The 13,662-nt window shown below is 66.9% G+C and carries 13 protein-coding genes; 8 read left to right on the top strand and 5 right to left on the bottom strand.

The annotated features are described in order from the left end of the window. Window positions 1-25: 25 nt before the first annotated feature. From AC4ELS_RS05550 to pstB, 6 genes are all read left to right on the top strand, one after another. Window positions 26-829, top strand: coding sequence for a winged helix-turn-helix transcriptional regulator (locus AC4ELS_RS05550; protein ID WP_499046348.1), 804 nt, complete (start codon window positions 26-28; stop codon window positions 827-829). Continuing rightward, window positions 826-1,719, top strand: a complete 894-nt coding sequence (mshD, locus tag AC4ELS_RS05545; protein ID WP_499046261.1) for a mycothiol synthase — start codon at window positions 826-828, stop codon at window positions 1,717-1,719. Before AC4ELS_RS05550 ends, mshD begins: the two co-directional genes overlap by 4 nt. Before the next feature lie 121 nt (window positions 1,720-1,840). After that, the gene (gene pstS, locus AC4ELS_RS05540; RefSeq protein ID WP_064884796.1) at window positions 1,841-2,968 is read left to right on the top strand and encodes a phosphate ABC transporter substrate-binding protein PstS; all 1,128 of its coding nucleotides are present in this window, start codon (window positions 1,841-1,843) and stop codon (window positions 2,966-2,968) included. A gap of 54 nt (window positions 2,969-3,022) precedes the next feature. Beyond that, entirely contained in the window at window positions 3,023-4,078 is a 1,056-nt protein-coding gene (pstC, locus tag AC4ELS_RS05535; RefSeq protein WP_064884798.1) for a phosphate ABC transporter permease subunit PstC, read from the top strand. Further along, a complete protein-coding gene (pstA, locus tag AC4ELS_RS05530; protein WP_499046259.1) occupies window positions 4,075-4,989 on the top strand; it encodes a phosphate ABC transporter permease PstA in 915 nt (304 codons plus the stop codon). Before pstC ends, pstA begins: the two co-directional genes overlap by 4 nt. A 9-nt stretch (window positions 4,990-4,998) precedes the next feature. After that, window positions 4,999-5,775, top strand: a complete 777-nt coding sequence (gene pstB / locus AC4ELS_RS05525; protein WP_055117691.1) for a phosphate ABC transporter ATP-binding protein PstB — start codon at window positions 4,999-5,001, stop codon at window positions 5,773-5,775. A gap of 88 nt (window positions 5,776-5,863) precedes the next feature. Here the strand turns inward: pstB and AC4ELS_RS05520 are convergent, their stop codons facing one another. Next, window positions 5,864-6,838: a quinone oxidoreductase family protein gene (locus AC4ELS_RS05520; protein ID WP_499046255.1), complete on the bottom strand. Its 975-nt coding sequence runs from the start codon at window positions 6,836-6,838 to the stop codon at window positions 5,864-5,866. Window positions 6,839-6,919: 81 nt separating this feature from the next. Here AC4ELS_RS05520 and AC4ELS_RS05515 point away from each other — a divergent pair, with 81 nt between their 5' ends. Further along, a complete protein-coding gene (locus tag AC4ELS_RS05515; protein WP_064959109.1) occupies window positions 6,920-7,435 on the top strand; it encodes a MarR family winged helix-turn-helix transcriptional regulator in 516 nt (171 codons plus the stop codon). A 3-nt stretch (window positions 7,436-7,438) separates the two neighbouring features. On the opposite strand, the gene phoU is transcribed toward AC4ELS_RS05515, so the two are convergent. The 4 genes from phoU to AC4ELS_RS05495 all read right to left on the bottom strand — a co-directional run bounded on the left by phoU (window position 7,439) and on the right by AC4ELS_RS05495 (window position 12,984). Beyond that, a complete protein-coding gene (phoU, locus tag AC4ELS_RS05510) occupies window positions 7,439-8,104 on the bottom strand; it encodes a phosphate signaling complex protein PhoU (RefSeq protein WP_064884804.1) in 666 nt (221 codons plus the stop codon). A gap of 84 nt (window positions 8,105-8,188) precedes the next feature. Continuing rightward, complete coding sequence (locus tag AC4ELS_RS05505) at window positions 8,189-10,564, bottom strand: LCP family protein (RefSeq protein WP_082941759.1); 2,376 nt, start codon at window positions 10,562-10,564, stop codon at window positions 8,189-8,191. A 237-nt stretch (window positions 10,565-10,801) separates the two neighbouring features. After that, the gene (dusB, locus tag AC4ELS_RS05500) at window positions 10,802-11,986 is read right to left on the bottom strand and encodes a tRNA dihydrouridine synthase DusB (protein WP_110777516.1); all 1,185 of its coding nucleotides are present in this window, start codon (window positions 11,984-11,986) and stop codon (window positions 10,802-10,804) included. Next, the gene (locus AC4ELS_RS05495) at window positions 11,983-12,984 is read right to left on the bottom strand and encodes an acyl-ACP desaturase (protein ID WP_064884807.1); all 1,002 of its coding nucleotides are present in this window, start codon (window positions 12,982-12,984) and stop codon (window positions 11,983-11,985) included. Before AC4ELS_RS05495 ends, dusB begins: the two co-directional genes overlap by 4 nt. A gap of 210 nt (window positions 12,985-13,194) precedes the next feature. On the opposite strand from AC4ELS_RS05495, the gene AC4ELS_RS05490 reads away from it, so the two are divergent. Further along, window positions 13,195-13,641, top strand: coding sequence for a hypothetical protein (locus tag AC4ELS_RS05490; protein WP_064884809.1), 447 nt, complete (start codon window positions 13,195-13,197; stop codon window positions 13,639-13,641). Window positions 13,642-13,662: the final 21 nt, after the last annotated feature.

The following is a 13,662-nucleotide window of genomic DNA, read 5'->3' as shown; positions in this document are numbered from 1 at the left end:
GTGATTGCCGGCGCGCCGGAGGACCCTGTTGGATCTACTGCTACTGACCGTCGACCCGCATCCGGAGTCGGTGCTGCCCTCCCTGACGCTGCTGGCGCACACGGTGCGTACGGCACCGACCGAGGTGTCGTCGCTGCTGGAGGCAGGCAGTGCCGATGTGGCGATCGTCGACGCGCGGACCGATCTGGCGGCCGCTCGCGGTCTGTGCCGACTGCTGGGCACGACGGGCACCTCGGTCCCGGTCGTCGCGGTGATCAACGAGGGCGGGTTGGTCGCGGTGAACCACGAATGGGGCCTGGACGAGATCCTGCTGCCCAGCACCGGCCCGGCCGAGATCGACGCCCGGCTGCGGCTCCTGGTCGGCCGGCGTGGTGGGGGTGCCAGTCAGGAGAACGCCGGAAAGATCACCCTGGGTGAGCTCGCGATCGACGAGGGCACCTACACCGCCCGGCTGCGCGGACGTCCCCTCGATCTCACCTACAAGGAGTTCGAGCTGCTCAAGTACCTCGCGCAGCACGCCGGGCGGGTCTTCACCCGGGCGCAGCTGCTGCAGGAGGTGTGGGGCTACGACTTCTTCGGCGGCACCCGCACCGTGGACGTGCACGTCCGTCGTCTGCGCGCCAAGCTCGGTCCCGAGTACGAAGCGCTGATCGGCACCGTCCGCAACGTCGGGTACAAGGCGGTACGCCCGTCGCGCGGCCGCACCCCCGCAGGCGGGGCGGCCGGGACCGGAGAAGCGGCCCCTGACGAGGGCCACGGCGACGACGACTTCGAGCCGGCAAGCGAGGATGCGGACGAGCCGCTCGCCGGGCGGTTACCCAGCCAGTGACCGAACTCGACTGGCGTACCGGGCTGTCAGACGCCGAACAGGCCGGGATCCGGGAACTCATCGGCGCAGCCACCGCGGTCGACGGCGTGGCCCCGGTCGGCGATCAGGTGTTGCGCGAGCTCGGCCTCGACCGGACCCGTCACCTGCTCGCGACCGACGGGACAAGACTCGTCGGGTACCTGAACCTGGCCCCGGCCGGCGCCGACGACCCGGCGATGGCCGAACTGGTGGTGCATCCGGACGCCCGACGGCGCGGTACCGGTGCGGTGCTGGCCCGTGCCGGGCTCGCCGAGGGTGGGGCCGGCACACGCATCTGGGCACACGGCAACCTCGAGGCGGCCCGCTCCCTGGCGGCCACACTCGACCTCAAGGTGGCGCGCGAGCTGCTGCAGATGCGTCGCCCGCTGAGCGACCTGCCGCCGCTGCGCACCGCCGAGGGCGTGCGGATCAGTACCTATGCCGGTCCCCAGGACGACGCCGAGATCCTGCGGGTCAACAATGCTGCCTTCGCCTGGCATCCCGAACAGGGCGGCTGGACCGAACAGGAGATCGCCGAACGGCGAAGCGAGCCGTGGTTCGACCCCGACGGTCTGTTCGAGGCGTTCGACGAGCGCACCGGCGCACTGCTGGGCTTCCACTGGACGAAAGTCCACGCCGGTGTGGGCGACGACGCGGGTCTCGGCGAGGTCTACATCGTCGGCGTCGACCCCGCCGCGCAGGGCAGAGGCCTGGGCTCGGTACTCACCCTGCTCGGCCTGCACCACCTCGCCGAGCGGTCCCTGCCGACGGTGCTGCTTTACGTCGAGGCAGATAACTCGGCGGCCGTGGCGACCTACCGAAACTTGGGTTTCGAGGTGTTCGGTGTCGACGCGGCGTATGCCGCCGGTTAACCCGTTTAGCTGTGAACACGCTGAACCTATTCACTGCTGATTCACCTGTTGTCCGCGAGCCGTCCACTGCGGCCGAATACGTTGCCGGAGAGTTCGAAGCCGTCAACTGAAAGTGGGACAAGTGAAGCTCATGAGCATTGGCAAGCCGTTCGGTGTCGCGCTTTCCGCGACGGCGATCGCGGCACTCACGCTGACCGCGTGTGGCAGCGACAACAACGCCGCGGGCACCAGCTCCCCGGCCGCGGGCACCAGCTCGGCGTCGTCGGCCGAGTGCGGCGGCAAGGCCGCGCTGACCGGCGAGGGCTCGACGGCGCAGCAGAACGCCATTGCTGAGTTCAACAAGGTCTGGGGCCAGGTCTGCTCCGGCAAGAACCTGTCCTACAACCCGACCGGTTCGGGCGCGGGCGTGGATCAGTTCATCGCCAAGCAGGTCGACTTCGCGGGCTCCGACTCGGCGCTCAAGGACGATCAGGTCGCCAAGGCCGCCGAGCGCTGTGGCGGCAACGAGGCCTGGAACCTGCCGCTGGTGTTCGGCCCGGTCGCGCTGGCCTACAACGTCGAAGGCGTCGACAAGCTCGTGGTGAACCCCGACGTGCTCGCCAAGATCTTCCAGGGCCAGATCAAGAAGTGGAACGATCCGGCGGTGGCCGCGTTGAACGCCGGCACCACCCTGCCCGACCTGGACATCAAGCCGATCTACCGGTCGGATTCCTCGGGCACCACCGACAACTTCCAGAAGTACCTGGCCGCCGCCGCTCCGCAGACCTGGACCAAGGGCGCGGGCAAGGAGTTCCAGGGCGGTGCCGGTGAGGGTGCGCAGAAGTCCTCCGGCGTCGTGCAGGCCGTTCAGGCCACCCCCGGCTCGATCGGCTACGTCGAGAAGAGCCCGGCCGCCGCGGCCGGCCTGCCCTATGCCCAGATCGACAGTGGCGCCGGCGCGGTCCCGCTGGACGACCAGTCGACCACCAAGGCCGTCGGCGCCGCCACCTTCAAGGGTGAGGGCAAGGACCTGGTGCTGGATCTGAACGCGCTGTACGCCTCGAAGGAAGCCGGTGTCTACCCGCTGGTGCTGGCCACCTACGAGATCGTTTGCTCCAAGGGCTACGACGCCGAGACCGCAGCGGCCGTGAAGTCCTTCCTGACCGTGGCCGCCAACGAGGGCCAGGCCAGCCTGTCGCAGGCCGGATACATCGCGCTGCCCGACGAGTTCAAGCAGCGCCTGCTGACCTCGGTCGAGGCCATCGCCTAGTAGCCGGACTGGCTTTAGAGGACGGATTTGGGCGAGGATGGATTTACCGACCGCATGACGACCAGGGGCCCCGACGGGACGACAGTGACAACGCCGAATCCAGCTGATTCGGGGTCAGGGGAGACGCTCGCCTCCCCCCACCCCGAGCCGGCACCTATATCCACCAATCCGTCCAAGGGAGCCAAGGTTCGCCTTGGCGACCGAATTTTCCGTGGGCTCGCCGAAGGCTCAGGCGTCCTGATCGTCGCGCTGATCGCGGCGATCGGGGTGTTCCTGCTCTGGCGCGCAGTTCCGGCGCTGGCCCGTAACGAGGAGAACTTCTTCCTCTACGGCGGCAACTGGATCACCACCGACACCTCCGCGATGCACTTCGGCATCTTCGATCTGCTGCAGGTGACGGTGTTCGTCTCCCTGTTCGCCCTGGTGCTTGCGATGCCGGTGGCCCTGGGCATCGCGATCTACCTCACCCAGTACTCGTCGAGGCGACTGGCGGGTCCGCTGGGCTATCTAGTGGATCTGCTGGCCGCGGTGCCGTCGATCGTCTACGGCGTCTGGGGCCTGTACGTACTGGCGCCGGCGATCAAACCCTTTGCCGTGTGGCTCAATACGAACTTGGACTGGCTGTTTCTGTTCAAGACGGGCAACGCCTCGGTCGCCGGAGGTGGCACCATCTTCACCGCAGGCATCGTGCTTGCGGTGATGATCCTGCCGATCATCACCGCAGTGACCCGCGAGGTGTTCACCCAGACCCCGCGCGGCCAGATCGAAGCCGCGCTGGCGCTCGGCGCCACCCGCTGGGAAGTGGTGCGTACGACGGTGCTGCCTTTCGGCTTGTCCGGCTACATCAGTGGCGCGATGCTCGGTCTGGGCCGGGCGCTCGGTGAGACCATCGCACTGCTTATCATCCTGCGCGGCACCCAGACCGCGTTCAGCTGGTCGCTGTTCGACGGCGGCTACACCTTCGCCAGCAAGATCGCCGCCACCGCAAGCGAATTCAACGATCAGTACAAGGCAGGCGCCTACATTGCCGCCGGCCTGGTGCTGTTCATCCTCACCTTCGTGGTGAACTCGCTGGCTCGCGCCGCGGTCGCCGGAAAGGGGCGCTCATGACCTCCACGCTTGAGCGGCCGGTCAAGGCGCCTGCGTTCCAGGGCGTGAGTCTGCGCCGCAAGGTGACCAACCACCTCGCCACGGTGCTGGTGACCATGTCGTTGCTCGTCGCCCTGGTGCCCCTGGCCTGGGTGCTGTACTCGGTGATCGTCCGTGGCTGGAGCGCATTGACCTCAGCCACGTGGTTCACCAACTCCCAGGCCGGGATGACGACGTTCACCGCAGGCGGCGGTGCCTACCACGCGATCGTCGGCACCCTGCTGCAAGGCATCGTGTGTTCGCTGATCTCCATTCCGATCGGCGTGATGGTGGGTGTGTACCTGGTCGAGTACGGCGGAGGTACCCGCCTCGGCAAGATCACCACGTTCATGGTGGACATCCTCACCGGTGTGCCCTCGATCGTCGCCGCACTGTTCATCTACGCATTGTGGGTGGCCACGCTCGGGTTCGGCCGGTCCGGCTTCGCGGTGTCACTGTCGTTGGTGCTGTTGATGATTCCGGTGATCGTCCGGGCCACCGAGGAGATGCTGCGCATCGTCCCGATGGATCTGCGCGAAGCGAGTTATGCGCTGGGCGTGCCGAAATGGAAGACCATCATCCGCATCGTGATCCCGACGGCGCTGTCGGGCATCGTCACCGGAATCATGCTGGCGCTGGCCCGCGTGATGGGCGAGACCGCGCCACTGCTGATCCTCGTCGGTTACGCCCAGGCGATGAACTTCGACATGTTCGGCGGCTTCATGGGATCGCTGCCGGGCATGATGTACGACCAGATCTCGGCGGGTGCCGGCGCCAATCCGGTGCCCACCGACCGCCTGTGGGGTGCGGCGCTGACGCTGATCCTGCTGATCGCGCTGCTCAACATCGGCGCTCGCACGGTTGCCAAACTCTTTTCCCCCAAGAAGGTGTAGGAACTATCCATGGCCAAGCGGCTGGATCTCAAGGACGTCAACATCTATTACGGCGCGTTCCATGCCGTCGCCGAGGTTTCGCTGTCGGTGCAGCCGCGCAGCGTGATGGCTTTCATCGGCCCGTCGGGTTGCGGTAAGTCGACGGTGCTGCGGACGCTGAACCGCATGCACGAGGTGATCCCCGGCGCTCGCGTCGAGGGCTCGGTGCTGCTCGACGGTGAGGACATCTACGGCGCCGGGGTGGACCCGGTGGGTGTGCGCAAGACGATCGGCATGGTGTTCCAGCGTCCGAACCCGTTCCCCACCATGTCGATTCGTGACAACGTGGTGGCCGGTCTGAAGCTGCAGGGCGTGCGCAACAAGAAGACCCTGGACGAGGTGGCGGAACGCTCGCTGCGCGGCGCCAACCTGTGGAACGAGGTCAAGGACCGCCTGGACAAGCCGGGTGGTGGCCTGTCCGGTGGTCAGCAGCAGCGGTTGTGCATCGCCCGCGCGATCGCGGTGCAGCCCGATGTCCTGCTGATGGATGAGCCCTGCTCGGCGCTCGACCCGATCTCCACGCTGGCCATCGAGGACCTGATCTCCACGCTAAAGCAGGATTTCACGATCGTCATCGTCACGCACAACATGCAGCAGGCCGCCCGGGTGAGCGATCAGACCGCGTTCTTCAACCTCGAGGCCACCGGCAAGCCCGGCAAGCTGATCGAGATCGACGACACCGAGAAGATCTTCTCCAACCCCACCCAGAAGGCCACCGAGGACTACATCTCGGGCCGCTTCGGCTGAGTCTCCTCCCGCATTTTCTCCCGCGAGCAGACGCAGACTCGCACTATCTGACTCGAAAACGTGCGATTTCACGTCTGCTCGCGAGGCATCAGGGTGTGAGTACGACGCGGGTTCCCGAGGGCTCCCCGCCGGCCCAGACCTCGGCAACGTCGGCCAATGCCCTTGGCTGGGTGCGTAATTCGAGCCGGCTGTCGGCGACCATCTGAAACAACTCCGGCAGCGCCTCGGTACGGGCCTTGATCAGGACCTCGGGCGGGACACTGCCGATGCCGACCCCGCTCAGGGTGATCCCGGTGCCGCGCAGCACCCCGGCGTCCAGGGGTAGCGTCGGCCCCGCCATCGACCCGATCTGCACGAACCGGGTCGGGTGGTAGTGCGCGGCCGGATGGGCGCCGGCCAGGGCGGTGAGCACCTCCGCGGCGGGCTCGCCCCACAGGTAGTCGAGCACCGCGTCGAACGGACGCTCGGCGTGCATCTGAGCGACCACGGCACCCAGGTCCTGCTCGCCCATGGCGATGGTCGCGTGCGCCCCGGCCGACCGCAGCCACGCAAGCCGCTCGGTGTTGCGTCCGGCCGCTACCACCGTCCCGGCGCCGAACATGGCCGTGGCCAATTGCACTGCCATCGAACCGGTTACGCCGGTGGCGCCCAGTACCAGCACGTGATCGCCGGGCTTGACGGCCGCGGCGTGCGCCAGTGCGGTCCAGGCCGAGATGCCCGGATTGGGCAGCGCGGCGGCAGTCACCGAGTCGACGTGCTCAGGGATCTCGACGCCACCGTCTGGCTGGACCAGCGCGCGCTGCGCCATCATGCCGGAGGACCCCAGCGCACCGGTGTAGATCCGACGGCCGTCGGCGAGCCGGGCGATGCCGTCCACGCCGGGAATGGCTGGGAGCTGAATCTCCTTGCTGGCGTAGTGCTTTCCTGACACCAGGGCTCGGGTGAGGTTGGTCAGGGCCGACGCCTCGACCTCGGCCACCTCGGCTCCGTCGCGCGCTTCGGGCTCAGGGACCTCGGTGTAGACGGGGTGTCGCCCCCACTCGGTGACCACGGCAGCCAACATGGCGACTCCTTTGGTTTCTGAAGATATGGTTTCTATGGAAACAACCTACGCATCGTGGTGGTCGGTGGCAAGATGGTTTCCGTGAAAACCAAACTCGAGCTGATCGACGCCATCACGGCACTGATCGCCACGGTGGGCGATCGGCTCGGTAACGACGGGGACGGCGATGCGGAGCGTGATTTCATGGCCGCCGGATGCCCGCAGCGCCTGCAGCAGTTGGTGCGGACGCTACCCACGTCCTCGATGCACCTGCTGGCAGAGATCGCCGAAGGTCCGGTCAGTGTGGTCGGGCTGGCGGCGCGCTCCGGCCGGCTCAAGGGCACGGTCTCCAAGCACGTGCAGCGACTCGTGGAGGCGGGCCTCGTCGTCCGCACGCCGGTGCCCGGCAATCGCAAGGAGATCGAGCTCGGTCTGACCGCGGACGGAGAACTGGTCGCCGACGTGCACCGGAGGATGCACGACGAGATGAACCGTGGGGCCCGTGACTTCCTGCTGCGCTACAGCGGGGCTGACCTGCAGGTATTGGTGAAGATCCTGGGGGACCTGGCCGGGGCGCACAAGGACGGGGTCCGCCTCGTGCCGCCCGACCGGTCCTGAGTGCTACTTCGAAGAAACGGAGTCGTCTTCCGGGTAGGAGCCGGTGACCTGGAAGATGACCCGACGGGCCACCTCGACGGCGTGATCGGCGAAGCGCTCGTAGAAGCGGCTCAGCAACGTCACGTCGACGGCAGCGGTCACGCCGTGCTTCCACTCCCGGTCCATCAGCACCGAGAACAGGTGGCGATGCAGGTCATCCATCGCATCGTCTTCCTCCTGGATCCGCGCGGCCTTCTCCGGATCCTGGGTGAGCAGCACCTCACGCGCGGCGTGTCCCAATTCGACCGCCACCCGGCCCATCTCGGCGAAGTAGCCGTTTACTTCCTCCGGCAGCACGTGCTGCGGGTGGCGCCGGCGCGCGATCTTGGCCACATGCAGTGCCAGCGCGCCCATCCGGTCCACATCGGCGACGATCTGAATCGAACCCACCACCGAGCGCAGATCACCGGCAACCGGCGCCTGCAGTGCGAGCAACACGAACGCAGACTCCTCGGCCTGGGTGCTCAGCGTGCTCATCTGGTCGTGATCGCTGATCACCTGTTCGGCAAGTGCCAGATCGGCCTGCAACAGCGCCTGGGTGGCGCGCTCCATCGCGGTACCCGCCAACTCGCACATGGCTCCGAGTTGGTCCGTGAGTGAATGCAGCTGCTCGTGGTATTGGGTACGCATGCTGCAAGATTAGGCGGTCAGCGGCCGTGTCGTCACGATGCAACGGTGAACGAACGGTGAATGCCGTCCATGCGGGTCACCGGCTTATTCGCAGGTGGTGTCCGCGGCGTTGGTGACGGTCAGGTCCTCGGGCAGATGTGTCGGGCTGGCGCCGCTGCCCTTCAGCACGTGCACCTGCACTTCCGACCCGCTCGGGGTCGGGGCGTTCACCGTGTAGAAATCAGAGCCCAGCACCACCTGCACCACGCTGCCCATGCCCGTGACCCGCTCGATGGTCGGGTTGGTGAAGGAGCTGGCCACGGTCGCGGCCGCCTCCTCGTTCCCGGGGGAGAAGAACACCGTGGTCGCCGGCAGCGTGCTCGGGTAGTCGTCGGGGGTGTTGACGTTGAAGCCGTGTTCCTGCAGTTCGGTAGCCGCTGTGGAGGCCAGGCCGCTCTGGCCCGTCGAGTTCGACACCTGCACCGTGACCTGCTGCGGTTCGGTGGTGATGGCGTTGACCATCTCACCGCTGTCGGTGGCCGGCGCGGGCGCCGGAACCGACGAGGGCGTCGCTGATGCTTCGGGGGGAGCGGCAGCCTGGACGGACGATGTCGCCGATTCGGGAGTGCCCGGGACCGGGGTGTTGTCCGGGTTCTTCTCACCAGGGAGCGGGTCGTCGTTGATGATCGCGTCGAACAGGGAACGCATGTCGTCGGTTCGCGGGACCTCGTTGCCGTACTCGTCGGCGTAACCCACGGTCGGCACCGTCACGAACGTGATCCGGCCCGCGTTCACCCCTTGGACCGACTGCCCGAGGTCGACGAGGTCCCTGGTCCTGATGTTGTCGACGAAGCTATCGCTGATGAACATGTTGACCACGTTGTTCAGCTTGTTCAGCGAGAAGAAAGTGTCGCGGGAGATGAGTGTCCGCAGGAGCGACGAGAGGAACAGCTGCTGTCGTTTGATGCGGCCGTAGTCCCCGTTGTACTCGGTGGTGACCTGGCGGGCCCGCACGTAGTTCAGCGCGGTGTGGCCGTCGATCGTCTGACGACCGGCGTTGGCCAGCACGGTGCCCAGCTCGTAGTCCTCAAGCGGGGTGGTGCTGCACACCTCTATCCCCCCGAGTGCGTCGACCATCTTCGAGAAGCCGGCGAAGTCGACGGCCATGAACCGGTTGATGGAGAGGCCGGACAGCTTCTGGATCACCTTCACCAGGCATTTCGGACCGCCGAAGGCGAAGGCCGAGTTCAGCTTGGTTTCGGTGTAGACCTCGTCCGGGCCGTAGGTCTCGGTCTCTTCGTCGTACAGCGGACCATAGGTGGCGGTCTCGGCGTTCCAGGGCTCGCACTTCATCGGAGTGATCGAGAGGTCACGCGGGAACGACACGGCGACCACACGTCGCCGGTCGGCGGGGATGTTGACCAGCATGATCGTGTCCGACCGGGCGCCACCGGCGTCCTCGGTGCCGCCGGCGCCCATGCCGCCGTTTTCACCGAACCGGCTGTCGGTGCCGACGATCAGGAAGTTTTCGTCACCGAACTGAGCGTTGGGGTCGACGATGTCGCGCGAATTGAGGTCGAGCGCGGCCACCTTGTTGAGGCTGTTGTTCTTCGAGCTCTGCCACTGCCAGGCCCCGCCGGTCAGCACCAGGGTGAGGACCGCGAGCATCGCCGCGGCGGCTCGGCCGGCCAGCATCACGCGGCGGTTGATCGGTGGCCGCACCCGTTCGATCTCGTCGGTGTCGGCGCGATCGTGCTCGGAATCGTGCTCGTCCGCTGAGGTCGGGCGGACCCGCCACGACGGGCGTGCCTTGGGGACGTCGTACTCGTAGACCGCCAGGGCCGGCAATACGTCGGTGTTCTCGACGTCGATCTCGCGGTGATCCGGCGAGGCCTCGAAGGGCTCCTCGAAGCGTTCCTCGAAAGGTTCCGGGTAGTCCTCGGCCTCGGGAGAATCCCGGGGTTCGTCGAGTTCGGCGTCGATCCGCACCGCTTCGATCACGTCGGTCGGGTCGGGCACCCGCGGGCGGACGTACGCCGGTGCGTACGCAGGTTCAGGTTCGACTTCGAGCTCGGGTTCAGGGTCCGGCTCTGGCTCCGGGTCCCAGGCGTGGGCGGGCTCGGACTCGGGCTCTGGCTCCGGGTCCCAGGCGTGGGCCGGCTCGGACTCTGGCTCTGGCTCCGGATCCCAGGCGTGGGCCGGTTCCAGGTCGGGCTCGGGCTCGTCGGGTTCCAGCCGATGACGGGTCGGTGCGTATCCGGTTCCGGCGACCTTGGCGATCAGATCGGCGACAGTTACCCCGTCGGCGTGACTGCCGGTGGGCTCATCGAGGGGCGAATCATCGGGTGAAGGCGGATCCTGGCGTTCCCACGGCGCGGCGCCTGGCAAAGGCTCCCGGGATCGGGTAATCCATTGGTTGTCCGACGAATCCTCCGGAGCGCGGCGCCGACGGCCGGGAGTGGCGTTATCACCGTCACTCATGTCGTTACCGGCCTCCGACTCTTCGAACTAGTGCATGCGCGTCGGTGCGCATCGTTCCTGCGTTGTGTGAATGGGTGCTGCTGAGGTTTTCTCCTCATCTCTTCTAGCAGCACTGTGCCGGACTGGCTACCTGAGCCGGCCGCGGCAAGGTTTTCATCGTACTGAGCGACCCTGAGCCTGAGCTAGACCCAACCCGGTGACAGTGCCGTCTCGATGTCATCTCGGAGCGAGCCCAGCTCAGCCACCGGAATGCATCACGTCGGCTCCGGCCGGCACCGCGCAGTCGTCGGGATCGTCGAGCCACCCCTCCGGCAAAGACACCGAGGCGGCCGAACCCTGGCGCCCACGCGGACCGGTGGCCGCGGGCGGGAACGGGGCGTCGCCGTCCAGTTGGTCGAGCAGCGCGTCGAGTTCGGCCCGGGTCTTGACGAGCGCCAGTCCACGCCGCAGGTCGGCGCCGGCGGGGAACCCGTGCATGTACCAGGCCACGTGCTTGCGGATATCGCGCATGCCCTTGTCCTCGCCGAAGTGGTCGCTGAGCAACTCGCCGTGGCGGCGCACGATGTCGGCCACCTCGCCCAGGTTCGGCGGGGTGGCAGCGGGGCGCCCGTTGAAGGCCGCCGAGAGTTCGGCGAACAGCCATGGCCGCCCCAGGCAGCCGCGGCCGATCACCACGCCGTCGCACCCGGTCGCGGCCATCATCGCCAGTGCGTCGTCGGCTTCGAAGATGTCGCCGTTGCCCAGCACCGGAATGCTGGTGACATGGGCTTTGAGTGCCGCGATCTGATCCCAGTCGGCCGTGCCCGAATAACGTTGTGCCGCAGTGCGGGCGTGCAGTGCGACGGCTGCCGCGCCTTCCTCGGCGGCGATCCGTCCCGCGTCCAGGTGGGTGTGGTGGGCGTCGTCGATGCCGATCCGGAACTTCACCGTCACCGGAATATCGGTGCCTTCGACACCACGGACCGCGGCCGCCACGATCTGACCGAACAGGCGCCGCTTGTACGGCAGGGCCGATCCGCCGCCACGCTTGGTGACCTTGGGCACGGGGCAGCCGAAGTTCATGTCGATGTGGTCGGCCATGCCCTCGTCGGCGATCATCTTGGCCGCGAGGTAGGTGGTCTCCGGGTCGACGGTGTAGAGCTGCAGCGACCGCGGTGATTCGTCGGGCCCGAACGTCGTCATGTGCAGGGTCACCGGATGGCGCTCGACCAGGGCCCGGGCGGTGACCATCTCGCAGACATAGAGGCCGCTGACGGTGCCGGCACGGGCGATCTCGAGCTCGCGGCACAGTGTGCGGAATGCCACATTGGTCACCCCGGCCATCGGGGCGAGTACGACCGGGCTTGGCAACGCGAACGGCCCGATCCGCAGCTGGGATCGGGCCGACGCTGCAGTTGCAGGAGGCGTGGCGGTCAGGGTCATGAAGACGAAGACGACACCAACAGGTTCTTCATGGCCTTCTTCTCGGCCACCTTGCGCTCGCGCTCCAGGCGACGCTCCTTGGCCACCTCGAACTTGTCGCAGGCGTCCTCGAGCTCCTCGACGATGCGGCCGATGTCGTCACGCAGGCGTGCACCCTCGCCCGTGAAGTCCTCGCGCTCGAAGATGCGCCACTTGCGCAGCACCGGCATCACCACGTCGTCCAGGTGGATGCGCGGGTCGTAGACGCCACCGACCGCGATGATGACGGCCTTGCGGCGGAAGTCGGGCACGGTGTACCCGGGCATCTTGAAGTTGTCCAAAACCCGGTGCAGCGAGGCCATGCCCTGGTTGGGGGCAATGTCCAGGCCGGCCGCCGAGACGTCGCGGTAGAAGATCATGTGCAGGTTCTCATCGGCCGAGATGCGCTGCAGCAGTTGGTCGGCGATCGGATCGTCGCAGGCCTTGCCGGTGTTGCGGTGGCTGACACGGGTCGCGAGTTCCTGGAACGACACGTACATGACCGAATCGAACAGGCTCTCGGCGAACAGATCGCCCTGCTGGTTCTGGCCAGGCGAGAAACCGCGGGTGACCTGCTCGACGCGCAGTTCCTCCAGCTCGACCGGGTCCACCGCGCGGGTCACCACGAGGTAGTCGCGCAGGGCGATGCCGTGGCGGTTCTCCTCGGCGGTCCAGCGGTTGACCCAGTTGCCCCAGGCGCCGTCCATGCCCATGTTCATCGCGATCTCGCGGTGATACGAGGGCAGGTTGTCCTCGGTGAGCAGGTTCTGAATCATCGCGGTCCGGGCAACCTCGGACAGCTTGGACTGCTCGGGATCCCAGTCCTGCCCGCCTAGTGCGTAGTAGTTCTTGCCGTCCGACCACGGAATGAAGTCGTGCGGATTCCAGTCCTTACGCATCCGCATGTGGCGGTTGATGCTGGTCTCTACGACAGGCTCGAGTTCATGCAGCAGCTGCAGGTCGGTGTATTCCTGCGACATGTGCTCCACCCTCCTCGCGTCTCGGGGACGCTCAGTTATCTGTACCTGTTGGTAGCAGTCAATATATCTGTGTAACTCGGTGACATCAAGTTGCCGCGCTGGTGTTGCGTGAGCCCTGTTTCGCGAGCCCTGCGCCGCGTGCGATGCGCCGGTAGGATCCGCACGAACATCTGTCGGATACCCACGCTCGGAGGTTGGGCACACGTGAAAATGTTTGTCGTCGGCGCCGGAGCCGCGTTCGCCACCGGTGCGGCCGTATCCCTGCTGTTCGGTGCCGGCATGGCAGCCGCCGCCCCTGACGTGGTGGGGCAGACCTACTCGGACGCCTCGAGCGCGATCGAGGATAGCGGTTCCAGCGCCAAGGTGGCGGTCACCGTGGGAAGCAAGCTGTCCCAGGGGGATTGCATCGTCACCAACGCGTGGGACGCACCGTTCGTGCGTGACGGTAGTCACGCCTCCGGCGAGGTCATGGTCGCCCTGAACTGCGACGGCGCTCATGCCAGCGCCAACCATCCCGGCGCTTCGGTCGCCAGCCCGGCGGGCCGCGAGGCCAAGGCTGCTGACGATCTCGAGGAGGCGAAGCAGGCGTACGCCGAGCAGCAGGCCCAGCTCGCCGAGCAGGAAGGGCTTGCCGAGGCCAGCACCCCCGACGAGTAAGGGTAATTACTCGATGTGAGC

This window comes from Mycobacterium shunyiense, assembly GCF_058270035.1.
This window is presented reverse-complemented; position numbering and strand designations above follow the sequence as displayed.